24 protein-coding genes and 1 pseudogene are annotated in these 24,214 nt (G+C 75.4%); 10 read left to right on the top strand and 15 right to left on the bottom strand.

Going from position 1 to position 24,214, the window contains the following annotated elements; translation table 11 throughout:
- The first annotated feature begins 163 nt into the window (after nt 1-163).
- Complete coding sequence (locus tag KSNIM_RS21045) at nt 164-982, top strand: class I SAM-dependent methyltransferase (RefSeq protein ID WP_263104745.1); 819 nt, start codon at nt 164-166, stop codon at nt 980-982.
- Nucleotides 983-1,300: 318 nt separating this feature from the next.
- On the opposite strand, the gene KSNIM_RS21040 is transcribed toward KSNIM_RS21045, so the two are convergent.
- Complete coding sequence (locus KSNIM_RS21040; RefSeq protein WP_263108046.1) at nt 1,301-1,849, bottom strand: O-acetyl-ADP-ribose deacetylase; 549 nt, start codon at nt 1,847-1,849, stop codon at nt 1,301-1,303.
- Between the two features lie 216 nt (nt 1,850-2,065).
- Here KSNIM_RS21040 and KSNIM_RS21035 point away from each other — a divergent pair, with 216 nt between their 5' ends.
- A complete protein-coding gene (locus tag KSNIM_RS21035; RefSeq protein WP_263104744.1) occupies nt 2,066-3,676 on the top strand; it encodes a PP2C family protein-serine/threonine phosphatase in 1,611 nt (536 codons plus the stop codon).
- 86 nt (nt 3,677-3,762) lie between these two features.
- On the opposite strand, the gene KSNIM_RS21030 is transcribed toward KSNIM_RS21035, so the two are convergent.
- The 5 genes from KSNIM_RS21030 to KSNIM_RS21010 all read right to left on the bottom strand — a co-directional run bounded on the left by KSNIM_RS21030 (nt 3,763) and on the right by KSNIM_RS21010 (nt 6,707).
- A complete protein-coding gene (locus KSNIM_RS21030) occupies nt 3,763-4,092 on the bottom strand; it encodes a DUF2516 family protein (RefSeq protein WP_411543877.1) in 330 nt (109 codons plus the stop codon).
- Nucleotides 4,093-4,215: 123 nt separating this feature from the next.
- A complete protein-coding gene (locus KSNIM_RS21025) occupies nt 4,216-4,776 on the bottom strand; it encodes a hypothetical protein (RefSeq protein ID WP_263104742.1) in 561 nt (186 codons plus the stop codon).
- A gap of 83 nt (nt 4,777-4,859) precedes the next feature.
- Nucleotides 4,860-5,246 (bottom strand): helix-turn-helix domain-containing protein, encoded by a 387-nt coding sequence (locus KSNIM_RS21020; RefSeq protein WP_263104741.1) that lies wholly within the window; start codon nt 5,244-5,246, stop codon nt 4,860-4,862.
- A 127-nt stretch (nt 5,247-5,373) separates the two neighbouring features.
- Nucleotides 5,374-6,261 carry a nucleotidyltransferase gene (locus tag KSNIM_RS21015; protein WP_263104740.1) on the bottom strand — a complete coding sequence of 296 codons (888 nt, stop codon included), beginning with the start codon at nt 6,259-6,261 and terminating at the stop codon, nt 5,374-5,376.
- The gene (locus tag KSNIM_RS21010) at nt 6,258-6,707 is read right to left on the bottom strand and encodes a MarR family transcriptional regulator (protein ID WP_263104739.1); all 450 of its coding nucleotides are present in this window, start codon (nt 6,705-6,707) and stop codon (nt 6,258-6,260) included. Before KSNIM_RS21010 ends, KSNIM_RS21015 begins: the two co-directional genes overlap by 4 nt.
- Before the next feature lie 64 nt (nt 6,708-6,771).
- Between KSNIM_RS21010 and KSNIM_RS21005 the strand changes: the two genes are divergently transcribed.
- Nucleotides 6,772-7,329, top strand: coding sequence for a MarR family winged helix-turn-helix transcriptional regulator (locus tag KSNIM_RS21005; protein ID WP_263104738.1), 558 nt, complete (start codon nt 6,772-6,774; stop codon nt 7,327-7,329).
- Between the two features lie 66 nt (nt 7,330-7,395).
- Here KSNIM_RS21005 and KSNIM_RS21000 read toward each other — a convergent pair whose 3' ends face one another.
- The 4 genes from KSNIM_RS21000 to KSNIM_RS20985 all read right to left on the bottom strand — a co-directional run bounded on the left by KSNIM_RS21000 (nt 7,396) and on the right by KSNIM_RS20985 (nt 12,023).
- Complete coding sequence (locus tag KSNIM_RS21000) at nt 7,396-7,968, bottom strand: DUF4291 domain-containing protein (RefSeq protein ID WP_263104737.1); 573 nt, start codon at nt 7,966-7,968, stop codon at nt 7,396-7,398.
- Between the two features lie 86 nt (nt 7,969-8,054).
- Complete coding sequence (locus tag KSNIM_RS20995) at nt 8,055-8,615, bottom strand: carboxymuconolactone decarboxylase family protein (protein WP_263104736.1); 561 nt, start codon at nt 8,613-8,615, stop codon at nt 8,055-8,057.
- A gap of 94 nt (nt 8,616-8,709) precedes the next feature.
- Nucleotides 8,710-8,925 (bottom strand): hypothetical protein, encoded by a 216-nt coding sequence (locus tag KSNIM_RS20990; protein WP_263104735.1) that lies wholly within the window; start codon nt 8,923-8,925, stop codon nt 8,710-8,712.
- 5 nt (nt 8,926-8,930) lie between these two features.
- Nucleotides 8,931-12,023: a DEAD/DEAH box helicase gene (locus KSNIM_RS20985; protein ID WP_263104734.1), complete on the bottom strand. Its 3,093-nt coding sequence runs from the start codon at nt 12,021-12,023 to the stop codon at nt 8,931-8,933.
- Between the two features lie 143 nt (nt 12,024-12,166).
- On the opposite strand from KSNIM_RS20985, the pseudogene KSNIM_RS20980 reads away from it, so the two are divergent.
- The 4 genes and pseudogenes from KSNIM_RS20980 to dmpI form a co-directional block, all read left to right on the top strand.
- A pseudogene (locus tag KSNIM_RS20980) lies at nt 12,167-12,678 on the top strand (DinB family protein); the annotation flags it as partial.
- A 319-nt stretch (nt 12,679-12,997) separates the two neighbouring features.
- Nucleotides 12,998-13,615, top strand: coding sequence for a YceI family protein (locus KSNIM_RS20975; RefSeq protein WP_263104733.1), 618 nt, complete (start codon nt 12,998-13,000; stop codon nt 13,613-13,615).
- 129 nt (nt 13,616-13,744) lie between these two features.
- Nucleotides 13,745-14,653: a LysR family transcriptional regulator gene (locus tag KSNIM_RS20970; protein ID WP_263104732.1), complete on the top strand. Its 909-nt coding sequence runs from the start codon at nt 13,745-13,747 to the stop codon at nt 14,651-14,653.
- A gap of 26 nt (nt 14,654-14,679) precedes the next feature.
- Nucleotides 14,680-14,976, top strand: coding sequence for a 4-oxalocrotonate tautomerase DmpI (gene dmpI, locus KSNIM_RS20965; protein WP_317634112.1), 297 nt, complete (start codon nt 14,680-14,682; stop codon nt 14,974-14,976).
- A 29-nt stretch (nt 14,977-15,005) separates the two neighbouring features.
- Here the strand turns inward: dmpI and KSNIM_RS20960 are convergent, their stop codons facing one another.
- Entirely contained in the window at nt 15,006-15,977 is a 972-nt protein-coding gene (locus tag KSNIM_RS20960; RefSeq protein ID WP_317634041.1) for a LysR family transcriptional regulator, read from the bottom strand.
- Nucleotides 15,978-16,108: 131 nt separating this feature from the next.
- Here KSNIM_RS20960 and KSNIM_RS20955 point away from each other — a divergent pair, with 131 nt between their 5' ends.
- Nucleotides 16,109-17,395 carry an MFS transporter gene (locus KSNIM_RS20955; RefSeq protein ID WP_263104731.1) on the top strand — a complete coding sequence of 429 codons (1,287 nt, stop codon included), beginning with the start codon at nt 16,109-16,111 and terminating at the stop codon, nt 17,393-17,395.
- A gap of 91 nt (nt 17,396-17,486) precedes the next feature.
- Nucleotides 17,487-17,969: a macro domain-containing protein gene (locus KSNIM_RS20950; RefSeq protein WP_263104730.1), complete on the top strand. Its 483-nt coding sequence runs from the start codon at nt 17,487-17,489 to the stop codon at nt 17,967-17,969.
- Here the strand turns inward: KSNIM_RS20950 and KSNIM_RS20945 are convergent.
- Nucleotides 17,957-18,484 carry a GNAT family N-acetyltransferase gene (locus KSNIM_RS20945; RefSeq protein ID WP_263104729.1) on the bottom strand — a complete coding sequence of 176 codons (528 nt, stop codon included), beginning with the start codon at nt 18,482-18,484 and terminating at the stop codon, nt 17,957-17,959. The genes KSNIM_RS20950 and KSNIM_RS20945 overlap by 13 nt on opposite strands.
- Nucleotides 18,485-18,717: 233 nt before the next feature.
- Here KSNIM_RS20945 and KSNIM_RS20940 point away from each other — a divergent pair, with 233 nt between their 5' ends.
- Nucleotides 18,718-19,497 (top strand): TetR/AcrR family transcriptional regulator, encoded by a 780-nt coding sequence (locus tag KSNIM_RS20940; protein WP_263104728.1) that lies wholly within the window; start codon nt 18,718-18,720, stop codon nt 19,495-19,497.
- A 44-nt stretch (nt 19,498-19,541) separates the two neighbouring features.
- Here the strand turns inward: KSNIM_RS20940 and KSNIM_RS20935 are convergent, their stop codons facing one another.
- The 3 genes from KSNIM_RS20935 to KSNIM_RS20925 all read right to left on the bottom strand — a co-directional run bounded on the left by KSNIM_RS20935 (nt 19,542) and on the right by KSNIM_RS20925 (nt 24,180).
- Nucleotides 19,542-20,846 (bottom strand): GNAT family N-acetyltransferase, encoded by a 1,305-nt coding sequence (locus tag KSNIM_RS20935; protein WP_263104727.1) that lies wholly within the window; start codon nt 20,844-20,846, stop codon nt 19,542-19,544.
- A 224-nt stretch (nt 20,847-21,070) separates the two neighbouring features.
- On the bottom strand, nt 21,071-22,282 hold the full coding sequence (locus KSNIM_RS20930) for a hypothetical protein (protein ID WP_263104726.1): 1,212 nt from the start codon (nt 22,280-22,282) through the stop codon (nt 21,071-21,073).
- Nucleotides 22,283-22,338: 56 nt separating this feature from the next.
- Nucleotides 22,339-24,180, bottom strand: coding sequence for a threonine/serine exporter ThrE family protein (locus KSNIM_RS20925; protein WP_411543748.1), 1,842 nt, complete (start codon nt 24,178-24,180; stop codon nt 22,339-22,341).
- Nucleotides 24,181-24,214: the final 34 nt, after the last annotated feature.

Here is a 24,214-nt window from a genome sequence, read left to right as displayed (position 1 = left end):
GCACCGGCGGCGGGTATTCCCGGATCACCGGTGAGATCACGGCCCCCCCCGGGGGCGGGCAGCGGCGGGCCGGGGCACAGCCGTCCCGGCCCGACGGTCGGGGAAAGCAGCGGTCCGCCGGACACCCGACCGCCCCCGCCCGGCCGCCGCGTACGCTGCGGGCATGGCCGCCTTCGACCCCTCCCCCGCCCGCGGGCCGCGTTCTACCCGCCCGGTCGGAACGGTGACCCGGGGCACCACCAACACCAACCGGCTGCGCCGGATGGACCGCTGGATCGTCCACACCATGGCCCGGACGCTGCGCGCGGCCCAGCACCCGCCGATCGCGGTGGACCTCGGCTACGGGGCGGCCCCGTGGACGGCCGTCGAACTGGCCGCCAGGCTGCGCGCCGGCCGGCCGGACATCCGGGTGGTCGGCGTCGAGATCGAGCCGGCCCGGGTGGCGGCCGCCCTGCCGTACGCGGACCCGCCGCTGCTCACCTTCCGCCGCGGCGGCTTCGAGGTGCCGCTGGACGGCGCCTCGGCGCACCTCGTCCGGGCCGCCAACGTGCTGCGGCAGTACGAGGAGGAGTCGGTCGCCGCGGTCTGGGAGCGGCTCTGCGGCCGGCTGGCCCCGGACGGCTTGCTGGTCGAGGGCACCTGCGACGAGATCGGCCGCCGCCACGTGTGGGTGGCGCTCGGACCGGAGGGGCCCCGCACGGTCACCTTCGCGGCCCGGCTCGCCGATCTGCAGACCCCTTCCGACCTGGCCGAACGGCTGCCGAAGGCGCTGATCCACCACAACGTGCCGGGGCGGCCGGTGCACGCCTTCCTCGCCGAGTTCGACCGGGCCTGGGCCGCGGCCGCGCCGTACGCCGCCTTCGGTGCCCGGCAGCGCTGGACGGCTGCCTGCACGGCGCTGGCGCAGGACTGGCCGCTGGTGGACACCCGCAGGTGGCGGCACGGGGAGGTCACCGTGGCCTGGTCCGCCCTGGCGCCCTGACCGGTCGGCCCGGCCGCACCGGCGCGCGCCTGCGGAACGGCTCGGCTGTGCGGAGCGGCGGATTCACTCGAACGAGTTATCGAATTCCTCTGGCGTGTTGACGGCTCGTCACGTCACCATGGAATCGATCGCACGAACTGCCGACCGCCACGTGAGGCGCCGTCAGTTCCTCTGCGTCACGCACCACGACCGCCACGCGACGACCCGCAAACAAGCGACCACCCGCACGCGACCGCCCGCACGCGACGACCTGCACGCGACGACCCACCCATCCCCGAACACCCGCGAGACCGGCGCCGCTGCGGACGGGTCGGCCGCTCAGCCCTCCGACTCCAACGCGCGCCATACCTGCTCGAACACTCCGTACACCTCGGCCCCGAACAGCACGAAGCGCACTTCGGCCACCTCGCCGGCCCCGCCCCCTGCCACCTCGTCCGCGACCGTCGTGAGGGCGATCCGCGCCGCGTCGTCCAGCGGCCACCCGTAGATCCCGGCCGAGATCGCCGGGAACGCCACCGAGCGCGCCCCCAGCTCCACCGCCACCCTGAGCGACTCCCGATAGCAGGAGGCCAGCAGCCCAGCCCGTTCCGCCCGATCCTCCGCCAGGAACACCGGCCCCACGGTGTGCACCACCCACCGGGCCGGCAGCCGCCCGGCCGTCGTCGCGACGGCCCGGCCGGTCGGCAACCCCTTGCCGTAGTGCGAGGCCCGCAACCGACGGCAGTCCGCCAGGATGTCCGGACCGCCCCTGCGGTGGATCGCGCCGTCCACCCCGCCGCCACCCAGCAGCGACGAGTTCGCGGCGTTCACCACCACGTCCACCTGCTGATCCGTGATGTCACCCTGCACAAGCGTGATCTGCGTCACCACCACCGACCTCCTGTCAGTCCCCCCTTCGCAGGGCCCTCACGGTAACCGCGAACGCCGCCGACAGCGTGGCAATAACCACAGCAGCGGCCGCCAGTCAGAGAAATCCCCGGAGATCACGTTATGGTCGCGAGAAGCTCCTCGACCCGCGGTGCCAGGCGGGCACTGCGCACGGACGTCAGCCGTTGGGCAGTCGGGGAAAGGAAGGATCGACCAATGCCCGCAACGGGAGACGGGCGGGCATCCGCTGCCGCTGCCAGGTTCGGCACCGCCGATGCCGCCGAAACCGCGCGCCGCGCGGGCACCGGAACGAGCACGCCCACCACCGCCGCGGCCGGGCGCACCGCCGCCGGCCGACCGGTCGCCCAGCGCGCCAAGGGGGCCGCGGACACCGGCGCCCCCGGCAGGTCGGCCCATCCCGAGGGGGCCCGCGAGCCCGCACCGATACCGCATCCGCGGACGACCTCGCCCGAGCGGGGCGAGCCGTCCGACCAGGCGCCGTACCGGCTGCTGGTCATCGCGGACGGCGACACCGAGGACCTCAGCCTGATCGAGTCGCTGGTCGCCGAGAGCGGCGCCCGGGTCGAGCTGCACCGCGCCGAGGGCATCGAGGAGGCCGCCGCGCTGCTGGCCCCCGTCCCGATGGCCGTCCGTCGCAACCGTTCCCGCCCGGTCGACTTCAACTGCGTGCTGCTCGACCTCGCCGCCCCGGCCCACGGCCCGCACGGCGGGCACGCCGTCGACGAGCACTTCCCGTCCGACGGGCTGGACGGGCTGCGCGAGCTGCGCCGCCGCGCCCCGCACGTCGCGCTGGTCGTCCTCACCGACGCGGCCGGCGCCGAGCTCGGTGCCGCGGCGGTGGCCGCCGGTGCCCAGGACTTCCTGGTCAAGCGCGAGACGGACGGCCCGCTGCTGGCTCGCGCCCTGCGGTACGCGGTCGAGCGCAAGCGGGCGGACGAGTCGCAGCGCCGGCTGGTCGAGGCGGAGCTCCGCGGCCAGGAGAACGCCCGCCTGCAGCGGCACCTGCTGCCGACCCCGCTGCTCGACGGGGCCGGGCTGGCCTTCACCCGCCGCTACCGGCCCGGCCGCCGCCGGGCACTGCTCGGCGGCGACTTCTACGACGCCGTCCGCACCGACGACGGCACGGTGCACGTGGTCATCGGCGACGTCTGCGGGCACGGGCCGGACGAGGCCGCGCTCGGCGTGGCCCTGCGGATAGCGTGGCGGACCTTGGTCTTCGCCGGGCTCACCGGGCAGGAGCTGCTCACCACCCTGCAGCACGTCCTGGAGCACGAGCGGCGCAGCGACGAGATCTTCGCCACGCTGTGCATGCTGGTGCTCGTCCCCGGCCCGGGGGCCACCGACGCCGCACCGGCCGACGGCACGGCCCCGAGCGGCACGGCCGACGGCCTGCCGGTCGAGACGGCACGACTGTTCCTGGCCGGCCACCCGGCGCCGCTGCTGCTGGGCCCCGAGGGGCCGCCGCGGCTGCTGCCGGCCGACCAGGCCGGTCCGGCGCTCGGCCTGCTGCCGTGCGACGACGGGCTGGCCGCCTGGCCCGCAGTCGAGCTGGACCTGCAGCCCGGGTGGAGCCTGCTGCTCTACACCGACGGCCTGGTCGAGGGCCGGGTCGGGGCCGGGTCGCGCCGCCTCGGCCAGGACGGTCTGATCGAGCTGATCGCCGACCACCACGCGACCGGGCTCACCCGGGGCCGGCTGGTCGACAGTGCGCTCGCCGAGGTCGAGGAGCTGAACGGCGGCTCGCTGACGGACGACGTCGCCGTGCTGCTGCTCGAGCGCAATCCGGTGCCCGCCCTGATGGGCTGAGCCACGGACGCCGAGAGGGCGGCACCCCCGCGGGGGTGCCGCCCTCTCGGCGTGTCGTCGGACGGAGCGTCGTCGGACGGATGCTCCTACCAGGGCCCGTACGGGCCGATGTTCCGGCGGCCGCCGCCCCGGCCGTCGGTGAGCTGCTTGATCGCGGGCCGCACGTCGACGACGTACACGATGGCCGCGACCAGGCCGATCAGGGTGAGGAAGTTGCCGAGGACGTTGGCACCGAGGAGCAGGTCGAGACCGAGCGCGAGCCCCAGGACGATCAGCCAGAAGCCCTTGGTCTTCTTGTCCGCGGCCCGGTAGGCGTCCTCGCGGCGGATCGCCGCGTCCACGAAGGCGAACAGCTTGAAGCCGATGATCGCGACGGACAACCACCAGAAGGGGTTGAGCACGTCGAAGAGCAGGATGTGGAACACTGCGGACTCCTCACTGCGGCCTCGGCTCCTCCGCCCATGGTGGCACGGCGGACGCCCCGCGTCGGGGACAACGATCCGAACCGCCCGGGCGTGCCCGGGACGGCGGACCGGGCGTTACTTGCCGGTGGACTTGCGGGCCCGGGTGGCCTTCTTGGCGGTGGAGGCCGACGCGGCCGCCCCGTTCTGGGTGCTCTCCTCGGCGGGCTCGACCTGGGCCGGCTCGGCGTCGAGGGCGACCTCGGTCACCTCGGCCTCGGCGGCCACCTCGCCGGCGGGCTCGGCGGAGCCTCCGCGGTTCTTCTCGACGACGGCCTTGCCCCGCTCGGCCAGCTCGTCGTAGGCCTCCTTGGCCTTGACCGCGAACTCGGCGGCGCGGCCGACCTGCTGCAGGGCGAAGGTCTGGGCCTTCTCCTGGAGCTCCTTCAGGTCCTTGAGCTCGGCCGGCAGCGCGGTGACGGCCTCGGTGACCTTGCCCTGGGCCTCGACCAGCAGGCTCTGCGCCTCCTGCAGCCGGGCGGCGGCCTTCTCCTGGGCGGCCTTGCGGTCGGCGGCGAGCGCCTCGACCTTGCCGGGAACTTCGCGGAGCTTCTCGTACGCGAGGTCGCCGGCGCCGGCGAGGGCGTAGAGCGGGGTCGGGTCGCTGAGGGTCTTCTTGATGTCGTCGGTGATCGGCATGGCCGGTCCTCCCGGGCGTTGCTGGTGCGTGCGGTGGTCTCGTGCGGTTGCCGCGGTCGGGGCGCCTTCGTCCCGACGGCGGGTCAGTCCTCTGCGGCAGGAGACGCGTCGGGAGCGGGTCCGCTCTCGCGGTTCTCCTTGAGGAAGGCGTCGTAGACGGCGAGCAGGGCCTGCTTCTGCCGCTCGTTGATCAGGGGGTCGGCGAGGATCGCGACGCGGAGTTCGAGTCCTTCCTCGCGCCGCTCCTCCAGGATTCCGGCCTGCACGTAGAGCGTCTCGGCCGAGATCCGCAGCGCCTTGGCGATCTGCTGGAGGATCTCCGCACTCGGCTTGCGCAGCCCGCGCTCGATCTGGCTGAGGTAGGGGTTGGACACCCCGGCAGCCTCGGCCAGCTGCCGCAGCGAGAACTGTGCGTTCCGCCGCTGCTCGCGGATGTACTCGCCGAGCGAGCCGACGTTCAGTGAGGCCATGCCACCAGCATGCACAGCGCTGCTTGCAATTGCAAGCACGCTGCTAACTGCAGCAATCGCGTCGTCCGTACGCCGCCCGTCCGCCCGTACGCCCGGGCAGGGGGCACAAGAGCACGCGGGCGGCGCATCAGGGGCGGGGCGCCTTGCGACCGTGGACGGCGGTGTACTCGGCGGCGAGCCAGGGGGCCAGATCGGTGACGAGGAGGGTCAGCACGGCGGGGTCGGGGGTGGGGGTGCGGGCGGCGACAGCGGCCAGCCGCATGTGTTCGGCGCGGGCGGGGTAGCGGGCGGCGAAGATCTCGGCGGACCGGGCGAGGTCGCTCGTCCAGCCGTTCCAGTCCGGCATGACCAGGGTGAAGCCCGTCCGGACCAGCCTGCGGGAGATCCCCCGGACGAGCCGACGGCGGTCGTCGTCCCCGGCGGCCGCGGCGATCCGTTCCCGCCAGCAGGGCAGGGCGAGCGCCAGGTCGCCATTGGTCTCGCGGGCGAGCACCCGGCCGGGCCGGTAGCGGGGCAGCCGGACGGCCAGGTCGTCCCCGATCAACGGCGTACAGAGGCAGGCGACGAAGAAGCCCAGGTCGTGCCGTTCCAGCGGGCTGAGCAGGGCGTCGGCACCGAAGACGAGCACCCCGGCGCCGTCGACCACCGGGAAGTCCCGGTCGAGGCCGGCTCCGAGGGCCTCCGCATCGGTGCGGTCGACCGCGGTGGGCTCCCGCCGCAGGGCGAGCAGCAGGTCGAGGTCGGAGACCCCGGGGACGGCCGTCCCGCGCGGGATGCTGCCGTAGAGGTAGGCGCTGTGCAGCCGGTCGGGTCCGAAGAGCGCGGCGATCCGGGTACGAGTGGTCTCGACGAGCGCCCGGAACACCGTCGGGACGCGGTCGAGGGACCCCTCGCGGGCGATGGTTCCGTCCGGGGCGAGCCCGCGCCCGGCAAGGTTCTTGTCACCGTGGCCGCCGGAGCCGCTGTGGCCGCCCGAGCCGTCGAAGCCGTCGGAGCTGCTGTGGCCGGCGGTCATCCGGAGCGTCCGGCGCGGCGCTCGAGGTTGTCCGCCATGACGGCGAGTACGCCCACGGTCTCGGCGTACTGATCACGGGTCAGCCCGGCGAGGACGGCGGTCCGCAGCTCCGCGACCCTTGTCTCGACCACGCCGTGGAGGTCGTGGCCGGCGTCGGTGAGGCGGACCGCACCGCCGCCCGCGGGTTCTGCCCAGCCGCGCGCCACCAGGCCGGCGGGGCCGTGCAGCAGGCTGTCGACACCGGCCCGTGCGTCGGGCCAGAACGGGGCCAGGGCGGCGGCGAGGCCGTCCGGCGCGAGCGGGCCGCCGGCCAGGGTGTGCAGGGCCTGCCACTGGCGCCGGTCGACGCCCAGGTCGGCGAGGTCGGCGGCGAAGCCGTCCTCGAGGAGGTCATGAAGGTGCTTGAGCCAGTAGCCGATGGGGCGGCGGGTCGGGTCGGTCTCCATGGCAGCTCCCCCATATCCATGTAGAGTCACATGTAATTGTTCTCTACTATGGACCTGGACGGCGATGGACCGCAAGGACGTTCCCGGGGCCCCGCAGGCCGCCGCACCGCAGGCGGCCGACGTCGCCGAGATCGCCCGGTCGCTGGTGGCGCTCCGGCGCAGCCGGTCCCGGCGGACGCTCGCACGACTGGCCGCCCGTCGGACGGGACCGGCCGCCGTCGGCGCCGCGACCACCCCGCCCGACGGCGTGGTCGAGCTGCTGGACGCGGTGGAGGACGCCTCGGCGCTCACCGTCACCGAGGCAGCCGCCGCGCTCGGTGTGGACCAGCCGCGGGCCAGTCGGCTGGCGGCCCAGGCGCTGGCCGCCGGGCTGCTTCGTCGCGAGGCCGACCAGGCGGACGGCCGCCGTTCACTGCTGCGGCTCACCGCGGACGGCCGGGCGCTGCTCGACCGGGTGCACGCCTTCCGCCGCGGGGTGGTGGCCGAGACCACGGCGGGCTGGAGCCCGCAGGACCGCGCCGACCTGGCCCGTCTGCTGGGCCGCTTCGTGGCAGACTTCCGCGCGGTCACCGGCGCCGACCGCCCCTCACCCGAGAACCCGCGCCCGAGTACCCGCGACTGAGACCCCGCACGTGAGACCCCGCATCTGAGAATCCGCACCCGATGATCCGGGCCCGGCGTGCGGCCGTCAGCGGCGCGGCGCGATCCCGAGGCTGCGGGCCAGTTCGGGGGCCAGCGGGTAGGGGCGTTCGGGCGGCAGCAGCCTGACGGCCTGGGCGTTGCGCCCCGCCCGGATGAGCCCGGCGATCCGGTGCACCTGCGGGGTGAGGTCGGTGACCGAGACGATCCACTCGTCGACAAAGGCGCCGATCATGGCGCGGCCCACCCCGATCTGGATGCTGTAGTGGTTGAGCGCGGCACCGGCGGCGGACCGCTCCGGGTCCCACTGGACGTGCACGGCGGCCCGGGCGAGCGCATCCGGGTCCCCGGTGGTCGGGGCGGCCGCGGCCAGCGCGCGCTCCCAGCCCTCGCGGGTGATCCGGACGGCCAGCACCCGTTCCTGGCCCGGCTTGCGGGCCCAGTTGCTGCGGTGCATCAGCCAGCGGAAGGAGGGCTTGATCCAGGTCATCCGACCGCGGGAGAACGGCTCGACGAACCGCCCGGCGGCGACGGCCGGGCCGGCGATCGCCGGCCCGTACGCCTGGTAGACGACGATGGTGCGCTCGTCGAAGTCGGCCCGGATCTGGCGCAGTTCGGTCATCGGCCAACCCTGTCAGCCGGCCGTCCGGCCGCGCAGCGGGTTTTCCGCCGCACCGCGCCGACCGGACGCGGCGGAGCGCGGCCCGCCTAGGCGGCCGGGGCCGGGACGGCGCAGGCCGTGGAGAAGCCCTGGCTGGTCAGGCCGAAGGCGCTGTTGATGCGGGAGCGGAAGTTCTCCAGCGCGGCCATGACGGTGAGTTCGACGAAGGCGGCCTCGCCGAGCCGGGCGAGCAGGGCGGCGGCGAGTTCGTCGGTGACGGCGGGTTCGGTCTCGGTCATCGCCTCGGCGTAGGCCATCACCTGCTGTTCGAGTTCGGTGAACACCTCGGTGTGCTCGCGCCACTGCGGCACCAGGGCGATCCTGTCGAGCGGCAGGCCGAGTCCGTCCGCCGCCCAGTGGCCGAAGTCCAGGCACCAGGAGCAGTTGATCCTGGCGGCTGCGGCCATGACGGCGAGGTGCTTGAGGCCGGGGTCGAGGGCGTTCCACCGGGCGACGCCGCGCTCCATCCGGACGAACGACATCAGGACCCGGCCGTTGTGGCCGAGGGCGAGTCCCGGGTCGAGGACCTTGCCGTACGTCCGGCGGGAGTACCAGGCGCCGATGCGGTTGAGCAGGGTGCGGGGCGGGGTGAGCGGTATGCGGGTCATGGCCGGTGCCTCCTGGGTCTCGCGATGGTGTCGGAGGGTGGACGGCGCGGCGCCCGGAAACGTGACATCGGGGCGTGCGTGGGTGCGGGTGCGGTCAGTCGGCGCCGGTGAACCGCCGGTAGGCGGGGGCGAGGAGGTCGGCGAGGTCGCGGCCGCGAACGGTGCGGCCGGACGGGCCGAGCGGGTCCAGGGCGGGGGCCGCCGGCCGGTCGTCGCCGTCCGCGCGGAGGGTGAAGTCGCCGTCCCAGAAAGCGCGGTCGGGTCCGGCCGTGGCGCCGGGGGGACGTCGGGCGGGCTGCTCGTCGGTCATGGCGGTCAGGCTCCGATGGCGTCGGCGGAGAGGGTGAGCAGGTCGCGCAGGGCGTCGGAGGAGAGTTCGGTGAGCCACTGCTCTCCCTCTCCGACGACGGTGTCGGCCAGGGTGCGCTTGGCCTCGATGAGGTCGGCGATCCGTTCCTCGACGGTGCCGGTGCAGACCAGCCGCCGGACCTGGACGCCGCGGCGCTGGCCGATCCGGTGGACGCGGTCGGTGGCCTGGTCCTCGACGGCCGGGTTCCACCACCGGTCGAGGTGGACGACCTGGTTGGCGGCGGTGAGGGTGAGTCCGGTGCCGCCGGCCCGCAGCGAGAGCAGGAACACCCCCGGCCCGTCCGGCTCCTGGAAGCGCCGGACGAGCCGCTCGCGCTCGGCGCGGGGCGTGCCGCCGTGCAGGTGGAGGACCTCGGTGCCGAGCCGCTCGGCGAGGTGGGGGCGGAGCCGGGCGGTGAACTCGGTGTACTGGCTGAAGACGAGGGTGCGCTCGCCACCGGCGAGGGCCGCGGCGAGGATCTCCTCCAGCCGGTCGATCTTGCCCGAGCGGCCGGCCAACGGGCCGCGGTCGCGGACGAGTTGGGCGGGGTGGTTGCAGACCTGCTTGAGCCGGCCGAGGGCGGAGAGCACCGCACCCTTGCGCTCGACGCCGCGGACGCCGTCGAGGCGCTGCAGCAGGTCGTCGACCACGGCCCGGTAGAGGCCGGCCTGTTCGGCGGTGAGCCCGCACGGGACGGTGAACTCCTGCTTGGCGGGCAGGTCGAGGGCGATCGCGGGGTCGCTCTTGACCCTGCGCAGCAGGAACGGCCCGGCGAGCCGGCGCAGCCGTTCGGCGGCGGCCGGGTTGGCGTTCTGCTCGACGGGGACGGCGAAGCGCTCGCGGAAGGACTCGGCGCTGCCGAAGAGTCCCGGGTTGGCGAAGTCGAGGACGGCGTGGAGTTCGGCGAGCCGGTTCTCCACGGGGGTGCCGGTGAGGGCGATCCGCGGTCCGGAGGGCAGCGAACGCAGGGCGCGGGAGCGGTCGGTGGCGGTGTTCTTGACGGCCTGGGCCTCGTCGGCGACGATCCGCCGCCAGCGGACGCTGCCGAGGTCGGCGGCATCGCGCCGGACGGTGTCGTAGCTGGTGACGACCAGGTCGGCGGTGGCCGCGGCGGCGCGCGCGGTGCCGCGGTCGGGGCCGTGGTGGAGCCGGACGCGCAGGCCGGGGGTGAAGCGGGCCGCCTCCCGCTGCCAGGTGCCGACCATGGAGGTCGGGCAGACCAGCAGGATGGGTCCGGTGGCGCCCTCGGCGTGCTCGCGGGCGAGCAGGGCGAGGGTCTGCACGGTCTTGCCGAGTCCCATGTCGTCGGCGAGGACGGCGCCGAGGCCCAGCCGGCCGAGTGCGTGCAGCCAGGCGGTGCCCCGCCGCTGGTAGGGCCGGAGTTCGCCGTGGAAACCGGGTGGGGCGGCCTCGTCGGAGGTGCGGGCGGGGCCGGAACCGGCCCGGCCGGCGAGCAGGTCGCCGATCGGTCCGTCGGCGTGGACGGCGGTGACGGGGAGGCCGGCGATGTGCGCGGTGTCGTCGAGGGCGAGCCTGAGCAGGTCGGCGCGGTCCATGGTGCCGGTGGCGTGCCGGGTGAGGAAGGCGTGGGCGGCGCGGATCTGGGCGGTGTCGACCTCCGTCCAGCGGCCGCGGAGTCGGACGAGCCCTTGTTGGGCGGCGGCGAGTTCGGCGAGTTCGCCCTCGGTGAGGGGGGTGTCGCCGAGGGCGGCCTGCCAGCGGAAGGCGAGCAGGTCGTCGCGGTCGATGCGGGCGGGCCGGTCGACGGCGCCGGGGGTGGCGGTGCGGGCGGTGAGGGTGAGTCCGAGCCGGGGGCGGCGCTGCCACCAGGCGGGCAGCAGGATGCCGAATCCGGCGCGGTCGAGTTCGGGCGCGGCGTCGCGGAGGAAGGCGAGCGCGCCGGCCCGGTCGAGGGCGAGGCCGGTGGGCCGGATCTCGCGGGCGGTGGCGCGCAGGGCGGGGTAGAGCAGGGCGGCCCGGTCGAGTTCGGCGGCGAGTGCGGCCGCGGGCTGCGGGACGGTGCGGGCGAGTGCGGCGTGGCCGGGGCCCTCTGTCCACAGGTCGGCGGCGGGGACGAGCAGCGACGGCCGGTCGGCGGCCCGGAGCAGCAGGTCGATCCGCCAGTCGTCGTCCGGGCGGCCCTCGGGTTCCTCCTCGGTGGGGCCGAGCGGTTCGACGAGGCGCAGCACCAGGCGGACGGCGGGGTCGGCGGGGACGCGGGCGTGCCAGGCGGCGAGGCGTTCGGCGAGGCCGTCGGGGACTGTGTCGAGGCGGCCGTCGGGGGCGTGCAGCGCGGTCAGCCAGGGGTCGTCGCCGGGTGGGGTCGGGAGGTCGGCGAGGGCGGCCCGGGCCTCCAGGTCGGTGAGGGTGTCGAGCGCGTCGGCGAGCAGGGTGTCGGCGCGGCGGCGGCCGGCCGCGGCGGCCGGGTCGGTGGCGAGGCAGACCCGGGGGCAGCCGGTGGCGAGGGCGGCGGCCTCGGCGCGGTCCTCCGCGTCGGGTGCGGGCCGCCAGCAGGCGTACGGGGTGCCGTCGGCCTCGCGCAGTGCGGGCAGGACGCGGCCGCGGCCGACCATCCGCCAGGCGAGGTCGTGCACGGCGGTGAGCCAGCGCAGCGAGGAGCCGTACGCGATCTCGGTGGCCGGGCCGTCGTCGGGCTGACAGTGGGCGGTGGCGCGGTGCGGGTCGAAGAGGGCGCCGAGCAGTTGGGCGGTGTGCGGGCCTTCGAGGACGAGGACGGGCACCCGCCAGGGGGTGGGGGCGGCGCCCTGCGGGCGGGTGCCCGCCGGCAGTTGCGGCGAGGCGGCGGGGGCGCCGCCGAGCGAGGGCAGATGCAGGGTGGTCCAGCGTTCGGCCGCTTGGGCGGCGAGCCAGCCGGGGCCGGGACCGAGGCCGGCGAGCAGTCGGGCGGTGGCGGCGGCGGGGAAGGCATAGGGGTGTGCGGCGGGGCCGCCCCCGGGCCCGGGGGCGGTGCGGGTCGGCCGGTCGCGGTAGGCGGCTCCGCTCTCGGCCCAGAGGGCGAGCCGGCCGCCGTCCTGCCAGAGGGCGTGCAGCGCGTCCATGGGTGAACCTTCCGTGGGCCGATCGGTTCACCCTAACCGGGCGGCCCGGCCCCGCCATTGAGGACGGAAGGTGTCCGCAGCTGTCGATAGCGTCGGTGGTACCGAAGCCGGCGAGGCGGGCGAGGCGACGAGAGGGGGCCGGCATGCCGACCCTGGTGAACGCGGAGACCGACGAGCGCGGCGCCCTGCCGTCCTTCCTGGACGCGCAGCGCGGCGGTCTGCGCCGTGCCGCCCTCGGGCTGACCGAGGAGCTGGCGGCGGCCGCGCCGACGGTGAGCACCTCTCGCTGGCGGTGCTGGTGCGGCACGCGGCCCGCACCGAGCGGTACTGGATCGACCCGCTGATGGGGCGCGCCGAGGAGGGCCCGAAGGGCTGGGCGGAGGAGTACCGCTTGGGCGAGGGCGAGACGGTGGAGTTCTGGCTGGCGGAGTTCAAGCGGGTGGCGGCGGAGACCGAGAAGGCCGTCCGGTCGCTGCCGGACCTGGAGGCGGACTTCGCGCTGCCATAGGCGCCGTGGTTCCCGCCGAACGGCCGGCGGACGGCGCGCTGGATGCTGCTGCACCTGATCCAGGAGCAGGGACGGCACGCCGGCCACGCGGACATCATCCGGGAGACGATCGACGGCCGGACGGCCTTCGAGCTGGTGGACCTGGCCGGCGCCTGGGAGCCGCCTCCCAAGGCGCAGGGGTGGTCGAGTCGGGTGCGCGCGGGGGCACCTCCCGGCCGAAGGCCGGGGAGAAACTGCACGGTCCGGGGGCGGCGGCTGTCACGACAGTTCGGATCGAGCCGTGGCCTGTACGGCGGTCCACATCCGGCGGGGCGGTTTCCGGCTCTCCGGGGGCCGCCGCGCCGCCGTTCTCCGGTCGGGCGAAATCGGGACGAAACCGGTGGTTGAACTTTGAACCAGATGGGGTTATGGTGGAGCCAACAAGTTGAAGCCTAAACAATATGGCTTCGCACCAGAGGAGGAAGTCATGGGCATCTTCAGCCGCCGCAACGAGACCGCCACCGCCGTCGCCACCACCCCGGCCGCCGCCGTCAACGGCCCGGACCTGGGCCACCTCAGCGGCGAGTGGGCCATCGACCCCGCGCACAGCCGGATCGGCTTCGCCGTCCGCCACGCGATGGTCACCAACGTCCGCGGTGAGTTCACCGAGTACGACGGCAAGCTCAAGCTGGACGGCGCCGAGCCCGGCAACTCCTCCGCCGAGCTGGTCATCAGGGTCGCCAGCGTGGACACCAGCCAGGCCCAGCGCGACGAGCACCTGCGCACCGGTGACTTCTTCGCCGCCGAGACCTACCCGGAGATCCGGTTCACCTCCACCTCCGCCGAGCGGATCGGCGAGGACACGTACCGGATGACCGGCGACCTCACCATCAAGGACGTCACCAAGCCGGTCGTCCTCGACCTCGACTACACCGGCCACGCCACCGACCCGTACGGCGCCGCCCGGATCGGCTTCGAGGGCCGTACCACCGTCGACCGCACCGAGTGGGGCCTGACCTACAACGCCGCGCTGGAGACCGGTGGTGTGCTGATCGGCGAGAAGGTCAAGCTCACCTTCGACATCTCCGCCGTCAAGTCCGCCTGACGGCCGGACGGTTCGCAGCACCCGGCCACGCCCCCGCCGACGTCGACGGCGGGGGCGCCGCCGTGCCCGGGCCCGGCCCGGGCGATCCCCGTTCGGCTACAGTCGCAGGTCGAGTGGGGGGGGACGACCATGGAACTGCGGCAGTTGCACTGCTTCGTCGCCGTCGCCGAGGAACTGCACTTCGGCCGGGCGGCCGAGCGCCTGCTGCTCGGCCAGCCCGCCGTCAGTCAGCAGGTCCGGCGGCTGGAACGGGAGTTGAAGGTCGAGCTGTTCGACCGTTCGCCCCGCCACGTCCGGCTCACCCCGAGCGGCGAACGCTTCCTGCCCGCGGCCCGCGCCGTCCTGGACGCCGAACGGTCCGCCCGCGCGCTCGCCGCCTCGCTCACCACCCCGGACCGCCTCCGCCTCGGCACGGTCACCGGCCTCGGCGCCCGGCTCGACCGCATCCTCGACGCCTACGAGCGGCACGCCCCCGGGGTCGAGGTGGAACTCTGCGCCCTTCCCGCCGCCGAACGGCTGGCCCGGCTCGCCGACGGCCGGCTCGACGCCGCCTTCGTCCGCGGCATCCCGCCCGGGCAGGACGGGGAACTGCGCCACCTCCCCCTCTGGGAGGACGAGCTGACGATCGCCCTGCCCGCCCGGCACCCGCTCGCGGCGCAGGACGCGATCGACCTCGCCGACCTCGCCGGGCTCCCGCTGCGGCTCACCGAGCGGCGCAACCACCCCGCCCTGGTCGACCTGGTGACGGACGCCTGCCGCGGGGCCGGCTTCGAGCCCGTCCCCGGCCCGGCCTCCGGCACCCTGCAGGACACCCTCGCCGCCATCGGATCGGGCCCGGCCACCTGGACGGTGGTCTACACGGAGAACGCCCGCAGGACGGTGTCGGGCCGGGTGGCCTTCCGCCCGCTGCGCACTCCCCGCCTCGCGCTGCCGACCGCACTCGCCGTCCGGCGCGGCACACCGCTGCCCCGGCTGCTGCTCGCCGCCTGCCGCCAGGAGCCGACACGATCGGCCGAACCCTCGAAGAACCGGCTCTGACCTGCAACGATCAGGGTTCGTGATCGCTGCCGGAGCCGATCGGGTCTGGGTCGCGCCCCGTCTCCGGGTGTGGACTCGTCCCAGGAGGCCGGACCGGGCGGAGGAGCCGCACCGGACGGCCGAGGACCGAGGAGAGAACCGTGCCGATCGTCACCGTGCAGCAGGGCCCGCGCACCGTCGAGCTGAAGCGCGAGCTCGTCAAGAAGATCACCGACGCCTTCGTCGAGGCGTACGAGATCCCGGCCGAGACCGTCCAGGTGTGGATCCACGAGGTCCCGGCCGACAGCTGGGGCGCCGCCGGCACCCTGATCGCGGACAAGTAGCCGGACGCATCGCCGCCGGGGCGGGCGGGTCACCCCGCCCCGGGCAGCAGGGCGGCGTCCGCCGCCGGCAGCCAGCTGCCCGGCGGGCGGCGCAGCCAGCCCTCGCGGCGTCCCAGGTCCGCGGCCGCCGTGAGCAGGGCGGTCAGCCCGGGGTGGCGCAGGCCGGGCCGGTGCACCAGGCCCACCAGGCTGAGCGGCACCGGGTCGACCAGCGGCCGGGTGACGCAGCCCGGCACTTCGGGACCGCCGACGGTGGTCAGCACCGGCTCGCGGTGCCGCGCGAGGTAGCGAGCGAGCTCCGGCACGCCGACCGGCGGGGCGTGCCCGGGTGCCGCCGTCAGGCCGTGGGCGGCGAGCAGTTGGAGCCCCAGGTCCGTCCACTCGGTGGTCGCCGGATTGCCCGCCAGGACGTCCACGGGGTGGCCCGCCAGGGCCGCGAGCGGGACGGCCGCCCGCGCCGCCAGCGGGTGGTCGGCCGGGAGGAAGACCGCCATCGGCTCCAACCGGACGGGGACGTGCGCGAGCCCGGAGCGCACCCGGGCGGGCAGACCGGCCTGCCGGCCGAAGGCCACGTCCAGCCGGTGCGCGAGCAGCTCCGCTGCCGCGGCGGCCAGTCCGCCGTGGAACCGGGCGAGCAGCTCGGCCTCCGGCACGGCCGCCCGGGCCGCGGCGAGCAGTCGGTCGGGCGTCAGGTCGGAGCCATCCACGTCGTTGCCGAGGTCGACCAGCAGCGGTCTGGCCCGGACGGCGGAGACGATCTCGTCGTGCAGGGCCAGCAGGCGGCGGGCCTGCGGCAGCAGGGCCTCCCCGGCCGGGGTGAGCTGGACGCTGCGCGTGGTGCGGTGGAACAGCACCACTCCCAACTGCCGTTCCAGCGTGCGGACGTCCCGGCTGAGCGCCTGTTGGGCGAGGTGCAGCAGGGCCGCCGCCCGACCGAAGTGCAGGGTCTCGGCGGTCGCGACGAAGCCGCGCAGCAGGCGGGGGTGCAGGTCCTGGGGCATGATCACGGCAGCGTAGGCAACCGCCCGGCGATTGACAACGCAGTTGCGTGAATCGGGCCGAACAGGTGTTGGACCGGCGGCCCGGTCGGCGGTGAGGCTGGTGCTACCGCCGATCCTCGACATGGAGCCCCGTGTTCGCCTCGTACCGCCGCATCCTCGCCCTGCCCGGGGCGCTCGCCTTCACCCTCGCCGGGCTGCCGGCCCGGCTCTCCATGTCGATGAGCGGAGTGTCCGCCGTCGTCCTGATCGCGGAGCGGCGCGGCTCCTACGCGCTGGCCGGTGCCGTCTCCGCCGCCGGGCTGGTCGCCCTCGCCGTCGTACTGCCGCTGCTGGGCCGCCTGGTCGACCGGTACGGGCAGGCGCGGGTCGCGGTGCCCGCCGTCCTGGTGGGCGCGGTGCCGATGGCGGGGCTGCTGTTCTGCGTCCGCTCCGGCGCACCCGACTGGACGCTGTTCCTCTGCTGGGCGGCCTGCTCGACGGCGCCGAACGTCGGCGGGATGGTCCGGGCGCGCTGGGCGCACCTGCTGCGCGGCGACGAGGCCGGCCGCCACCTCGCCAACTCCCTGGAGCAGGCGCTGGACGAGCTCTGCTTCATGCTCGGCCCGGTGCTGGCCGTCCTGCTGTGCCGGGCGCTCACCCCGGAGGCCGGACTGCTCACCTCGGCCGTGCTCTGCGCGACCGGCGTTCTGCTGCTCGCCGCGCAGCGCGGCACCGAGCCGCCGCCCGCCCCGGCGACGGGCGCTCCCGGTGCCGGCCGGACAGGCGGGACCGGCCGGCCGGCGGGCGGCCGCGGCAGCCTCCGGGTGCTGCTGCCGATGTTCCTCGCCACCGGGGTGGTCTTCGGCTCGATGGAGGTCACCACCATCGCGTACACCGATGCGACCGGGCACGGCTCGCTGGCCGGGCTGCTGCTGGGTCTGGTGGCGGCCGGGTCGTGCGTGTCGGGGCTGGTGTTCGGCCTGCTGCGGCCGCGCCGGGGCCCGGTCGCCCGGCTGCTCGGCGAGGTCGCGGCGATGGCCGGCCTGATGCTGCTGCCCGCGGCGGCCGGGCTCTCCGGCGCGGGGCCGGCGCTGCTGGCGGCGGCCCTCTTCCTGGCGGGTTCGGGCACCGCGCCGACCATGGTGAGCGGGATGACGCTCGTCCAGCAGCTCGTGCCGGCGGGCCGGCTGAACGAGGCGATGGCGGCGGCGGTCTCGGCGATCCTGGTCGGCCTCTCCGCCGGCTCGGCGCTCGGCGGCGCGGTCGCCCAGCGCCTCCCCGACGGAACCGGCTACCTCGTCCCGGCCGCCGCTGCGGCCGCCGCGCTGCTGATCGCCGCCACCGGCGCCCGCCGGCTGCGCGCCGCGGCCCCCTCCGCAGCCGGGGACGCACACGCCGCCGACCTGCCCGTCCCGGCCGCGGCCGGACACGCCGACTGACCCCGCGTCACCCTCACGCCGCGAGGCACCCGTACGGGGCGGCCGGACAATTCGGTGCCCGCTGTCGGCACCGGGCGCTAGCGTCGCGGGCATGGCAGCGACAGAGATCACGTACGTACGCGGGGACGCCAGTGCGCCGCAGGGCGGCGGGGTCAAGGTGATCGCGCACGTCTGCAACGACCTGGGCGGCTGGGGCAGGGGCTTCGTGCTGGCGCTGTCGCGGCGCTGGCCGGAGCCCGAGGCCGCCTACCGGGCGTGGCACCGCGAGCGGGCGCGGAACGGCTTCGGGCTCGGCGCCGTGCAGCTGGTCCAGGTGGAGAAGTACGTCTGGGTGGCGAACATCGTCGGCCAGCGTGGCATCCGGACGGGCCGCTCCAGCGGGGTGCCGGTCCGGTACGAGGCGATCGACAGCGGGCTGGCGGAGCTCGCCGGGCGCGCCCGGCGGCTCGGCGCGTCGGTGCACATGCCGCGGATCGGCTGCGGGCTCGCCGGCGGCCGGTGGGAGCGGGTGGAGCCGCTGGTCCGCGCCCGGCTGGCCGGGCGCGGGGTGGCCGTGACCGTCTACGACCGGTGAGCCGGGCCCGGCCAGCCGTACTCGTACTCGGCGACCTCGTGGCCGCCGGGGAGGACCGCGGTCCGTTCGGCGGTGCGTACCGCGCCCTCGCGCTCGTAGAAGGCGACGGCGCGGTGGTTGTCGCGCAGCACCTCCAGGCGGAGGGCGGCGGGTGCGGCGCGGTCGAGGGCGGCGCGCAGCAGCCGGGTGCCGATGCCGCCGCCGGTGCGCCCGGGGCGGACGTGCAGGTTGTCGAGCAGGACGCGGCCGTCCGGTTCGGGCACCAGGTAGGCGAAGCCGACGGGCCCGCTGCCGGGCTCGTCGGCGATCAGCAGGACGGGGGTGTGCTCGGGGCCGCCGTAGTCGACGGTGAGGCGCAGCTCCCAGATCTCCCGGCGCTGGGCGGGCAGCCCGTCGCCGAGCGCCTCCGCGGGGATGAGCCCGGCGTAGGCCGTCCGCAGGCTGTCGGCGTGCAGGGCGGCGACGGCGGGCGCGTCGGCGGGGCCGCCGTCGCGGAGGGTGATGGCGGAGGTCATGCCCCGAGCCTTTCACGGCTCTTGCGGACGGGTCCGGCGCGGCCCGCGGCCGATACCGCTTGAAGTCGTGCCGGGGGCGCCTCTAGAGTCTTCCGGGGGCAGGTTTTGAACGCGTTCGAAACCTGCCGGCGCGTGGCCGTACCGGGTGCGGAGGGGAGATCCGGTACGGCCGCGCCCGCCCGTGGCAGCCGGTCCGGACGGGGCACCCCCCGCACCCGGCTAGGCTCAGGCCCGTGGACGAGCAGAAGGGCGGCACCCCCGGCATGGACGAGCGCGCCCAGGACGCTGTGCTCGGGGCGGAGCTCCCGGGCGGCCGGGCGCGCCCCAAAACCGGCAAGAGCGAGCAGACCCGCGCGCTGATCCTCGAGACCGCGATGCGCCTGTTCCAGGAGCGCGGCTACGAGAAGACCACCATGCGCGCGATCGCGGCCGAGGCCGGGATCTCGGTCGGCAACGCGTACTACTACTTCGCGTCGAAGGAATTCCTGATCCAGGGCTTCTACGACGGCATGACGGTCGAGCACGCCGTGGACGCCGCACGCCGGATGCAGGGCCACACCGAGTTCGCCGACCGGCTGTTCCTGGCGCTCTCCTCCTGGCTGGACACCGCCGCGCCGTACCACGAGTTCGCCGCCCAGTTCTTCCGGACGGCTGCCGACCCGAACAGCTCGCTCAGCCCGTTCGCCAACGAGTCGCACCGGGCCCGGGCGACCGCCGTCGGGCTCTTCCGGGACGTGCTGACCGGCTCCGACGTCGCGCCCAAGCTGGACCCGGAGCTCCGCGACCTGCTGCCGGACCTGCTCTGGCTGCACCTGATGATCATCGTGCTGTACTGGGTCTTCGACCACACCCCGGACCAGGAGCGGACCCGCGAGTTCGTCCGCCGGTCCACCCCGATGGTCGCCAAGGTGGTCGTGCTCTCCCGCTACCGGGTGTTCCGGCCGCTGGTGCGGGACGTGAAGGGCCTGATCCAGGACTTCATCCTGCCGACGATAGGCCGCGCCGCGACCTGAGGCCGCGGGCCGGTCGGTGTCCCGCGCCGGCCCGGGGCGGCGGCTCAGAAACCGTCCGGGTTCCAGGCCTGGACGGCGGTGCGCAGCAGCAGGTCGGCCCGGTCCGCCGCGCCCGCGGTCGGCTCGGTCAGCAGGCCGGCCGCGTGCAGCCGGACGGCCGACTCGGTGCCCAGGTACAGCGACGCGAGCGCCGAGGCGTCCAGCACCAGGTCGGGCGCCTCCCCGGTCGGGGTGCAGCGGCCGGTGCCGTCGGCGGCGGTCTCCAGCGCCCAGCGGCCGGCCGCCCAGCCGTCCGGATCGGTGACCTCCAGCACGAGCCGGCCGGGGGCGCGGTAGCTCCGGGCGGCGAAGGCGGCGGGCAGGTCCAGCAGCCGCAGCCAGAGGAAGTCGGAGCTGTCCCGCCCGGGGACGGCCGCGCGCGGGTCGGTGAGCAGCAGCGGCAGCGGGTCGTCGGGGGCGAGGTTGTTGATCGCGACGGTGCGGACCCAGTCCACCGAGAACGCCAGGCGCCACAGCGCCACGGCGGCCTCGCGGTCCAGCGCCAGGAAGTCGAGGACGGTGAGGGTGCAGTTCGGCAGGTTGGCCTCCCACGCGTCGTCCACCGTGTAGACGATCAGACCGGTGACGGTGCCGCCGGCGTCGCGGTGCAGCGCGAGGAAGGGCTCCTTCCAGTCGAAGCCGGGCAGGGTGACCTCGCCGGTGTGCAGCTTCCACCAGGCGTCGCTGCGGCCGATCGCGCCAGGCCGCGTCCGCCGCCAGCGCTCGTGCAGTTCGGCGCCGTGCTTGCGGGCCTCGGCCATGGTGACGAAGTCGGTCCGCCCGCCGGAGACCGGCAGGTCCGCGCGGAGCCCGCCGCGTCCGAGGTCGACCGTCCAGGACTGGTTGCGGGTGGCCGGGCCGAAGCCGTACCGGCCGTAGATGGGGTGCTCGGCGGCGATCAGGATCGCCGCCGCGCTGCCGCGGTCCTTCGCGGCCGCGAGGTCCTGCCCCATCATCCGGCGGAGCAGGCCGCGGCGGCGGTGCGTGGAGTTGACCGTCACGGCGGTGATCGCGTCGACCGGCAGCAGGGCGCCGCCGGGCACGGTGAGCTCGGTGTCGAAGCTGCGGAAGGTGGCCACGCAGCGGCCCGGGTCGTACGGGTCGAAGGCGCCGAGGAAGCGTCCCGGTTCGAAGGTCAGCCGCCGGTACTCGGTGGCCTCGGCGAGGTGGGGGCGGAGGAATCCGCGGGCCACCGCACGGTCCCACAGCGGGAGTTCGTCCGCGGTGACGGCCCGGATCCCTACGGCGTCGGGATCGGTCGGCCGCCCCTCGGTGTGCCGGCCGGCCCCGGCCGGTGCGTCCTTGCTCATCCGGCCACGGTACGGCGGGGGCGGAGGCCCGGCATCCGAATTTCGGCCCGGCCCGCGGCACCGGCGGTGCCACGCTTCCGGGGGCCGCGGCGTCCGCCCGGTACGGGCCCGCGGCGAGGGCGGCGCCGGGTCGGAGGGAGCAGGGCGATGAGGATTCTCCTGACGGGAGCGACCGGGGTGCTCGGGCGGAAGACGTCGGGGAGCTGACCGCGGCCGGTACGGGGTCACCGGGATCGGCCGGGGACCGGGAACGCGCTGCGCGCCGATCTGCCGGACCGCGCGGCAGTGCTGCGGGCGGTCGACGGGCACTCCGTCGACGCGGTCGTGCGCGCCGCGACCGCCCTGCGGGGCAGGTCGACGATGCGGCACCAGGACCTGGCCGGCACCGACGCGCTCCGCCGGTTCGCCGCTCTCGCGGGCCCGCACCCCGGTCGTGGCCCGACGGTCAGACCTGTCGGCGCGGCTGCGGGTGCGGCAGCCGCGGGTGGCGGTAGGGGGCGTACGGCTCCGGGGTCTCCGCGGCGGACGGACGGGCGGCGTACACCCGCTGCCGGCCGGCCCGGACGGTCCGGCGGCGGGCGTGCGCGGGCGAGCGCCCTGGCGTGCTGCACGTCGAGGTGGGCGGTGGCCCGGGCGGCCATCCGCTCGGCGACCCGGTGGGTGGCGGTGTGGTGCGCCGGAACCTTGTCCGGGGCGCCGGCGATGAGGTCGAACAGCCAGGTGCGGGCCACGTCGGCGCGGGCGTGCAGCCGCCGCTCGCGGCGCACCGCGCGCTGCATCCGGCGCGGCCGGGAGCGGTAGCGCCAGCGGGCCCACGGGCTGCCGGGCCGGGCGAGGCGGACGGCGCCGACCCAGGCGAGACCGGGCACCATGATGCCGAGCAGGCCGGTCCACATCTTGCCCTTGACCAGGGCGACCATCGAGACCAGCGCGTTCACCGAGATCACCGCGACCAGGCCCCACCGGCCCTCGCCCGTCGCGGAGGTCTGGCCGGGCACGACGCCGAGCGGGACGTAACCGGTGAGCAGCAGCGCCGTCCCGAGCAGGACGAGCACGACGGCGTCCACCGACTTGCGGCCCTGTTCGCTCCAGTAGACGTCGTCCAGGTGCAGGATCAGCGCGAACTCGTCCAGCACCAGGCCGCAGCCGATGCCGAAGCACAGGCCGAACCAGTCGATCCAGGGGTGGCCGCCGTTGGTGGCGAACACCCCGATCCCGCCGACCAGCAGGAAGCCCAGTCCGAAGACCATGTGGTGGATGTGCAGCCCGCCCGGGGTGATGTTGCCCGGCCACCAGCGCACCTGGGCGCGGATCATCCGCACGCTGAAGCGGATGCCGACGAAGGACACGATGAAGCCGACGAGCAGCAGGAAGAGCGGCTGCTTGTGGGCGTCGACGATGTGCTCGCGGTAGCCGTCCAGCAGGTCGTTGATCACGGGTGGTGCCTTCGTTCTCGGGTGGTGCTCCGGGGCGTCGAGGGGCCAACGACCGGTCAGAACCCGCGGGTGCGTTTGGCGGCCCGGCGGGGGACGAGCAGGTGGGGCGCGAGCGGCTCGGTCGCACCGGGGGTCTTCAGGAAGAGCCGGGCGACCTCGCCTCCCAGGTTGACGCCGATCGCCAGGGCCATCGCCAGCGCGGCGGCCCGGGTGACGGAGACCAGCCCGGCGCTGGCGTGCCCCTGGGCGAAGGACAGCATGCCCAGGTAGAGCGCCGAACCCGGCATCAGCGGGCCGATCGCCGCCGTCACGTACGGCAGCGCGGACGCCCTCCGGTAGCGCGCCGTCAGCTGGCCGAAGAGGCCGACCAGGCCGGCCGCAACGCCGGTCGCCGCGATCGGGGAGACCCCGGCGTTCGTCAGCACTCCGTACGTCGACCAGCCGATCCCGCTCATCAGCACGGCCATCGGCAGCGTCCGCCGCTCGGTCTGCAGCAGCACCGCGAAGGCCAGCGCCAGCACCATCGCGGCGAGCAGCTGGATCGGCGGGTCGACGGCGCCGCCGATCGACTCGTCCGGGCGGAGCTTGGCGTTGTAGTTGACGCCGAGGTAGAGCACCGACATCACGCCGATCACGATGCCGGCGATCAGGTAGAGCACCTCCAGCAGGCGGGCGGCGGCGGTGATGTAGAAGCCCGTCAGGCCGTCCTGAACAGCGGCGACCAGCGCCCGGCCGGGCAGCAGGGCGAACAGGCCACCGGTGATCACCACCGAGCCGCGCAGGTGCAGGTCGTTGAAGGAGAGCACGATGCCGATCAGCGCGGCCGGCGTCGCCGCGACCACGAACTGGTAGAACTCCGGCAGCCCGCGGCGGGCGATCAGCGAGGCGATCCGGTCGCCGACCACCGCGGCGAGGAACGCGCCGGCGAAGACCAGCCATGCCTTGCCGTCGATCCGCCCGCCGACCAGGAAGGTCGCCGCCCCCGCCAGCAGGCCGGTGGCCAGCGCCAGCAGCCAGGCCGGGTAGGGGTGCCGGTTGCGGCGGATCACGGCGAGTCGCCGGTAGGCGTCGTTGACCGGGATCTTCTCCGCCGTGATGTCGGCGACCAGCCGGTGCACCGCAGCCAGCCGGGTGTAGTCCGAGGTGCGCCGGCGGACGGTCCGGGCCGCGCTCACCGGCGGGTCGATCAGCGACGGGTGGTACGAGATGGAGATCAGCGTGAAGGTGACCTGCGGCTCGCAGTGGTCCAGCCGGTAGGCGTGCGCGATGCCCAGCATCGCCGCCTCGACGTCCTCGGCGGCCTCGCCGCTGGCGAGCAGCAGTTCGCCGATCCGCAGGGTGAGGTCGAGCACCCGGGGGACGTGCCGGGCGGCCGACGGGTGCAGGTCGCGCGGGGTCCGCTCGAAGGCGGGCCGCTCGGTCATCGGGGTGCGCAGCAGGGTGCGCATCCGGTCCGGCCAGGGCGCGGAGCCGGGGGCTCCGGCCTGCAGCTCCGACAGGTCCACGCCGTGGGCCGGGGTGTAGCCGGCGGCGCGCCAGTCCTCCGGGGTGAGGGTGTCCTCGGGCCCGCCGGTGGGGACGAGCAGCCCCTCGGTGGGCGGGGGCGGCGGGGCGAGCGGCACCGCGGTCCGCGGCGAGCGGGCGGGTGCGGCGGACCCGAGCAGGCCCTCGGTGGGCGGCGCCTGCCCGGCCGGTCCACGGGCTGGCCGCTGCGGAGTCCCGTCGGCGGGCGGCACGACGGGGGCCGCGGCGGGTCTGCGGCCGCCCCTGGCCTTCTTGCCGCCGCCCGGCCGGCCCCGCTTCGGCACGTCCGCCACTCCTCGCCGCCCCTGGTGGCCGCGCCGGCCACGCTCCGATCCTGCGCCCCACCTTGCCCGATCGAACGCGCGGACGCACATGTCCGCCGTGGCGGGACCGCGCGGCGGCCGCAGC

This window comes from Kitasatospora sp. DSM 101779 (genome assembly GCF_025655475.1).
GTDB lineage: Bacteria > Actinomycetota > Actinomycetes > Streptomycetales > Streptomycetaceae > Kitasatospora.
The sequence above is the reverse complement of the archived record's forward strand: the minus strand, read 5'-3'. Positions and strand labels throughout refer to the sequence as shown.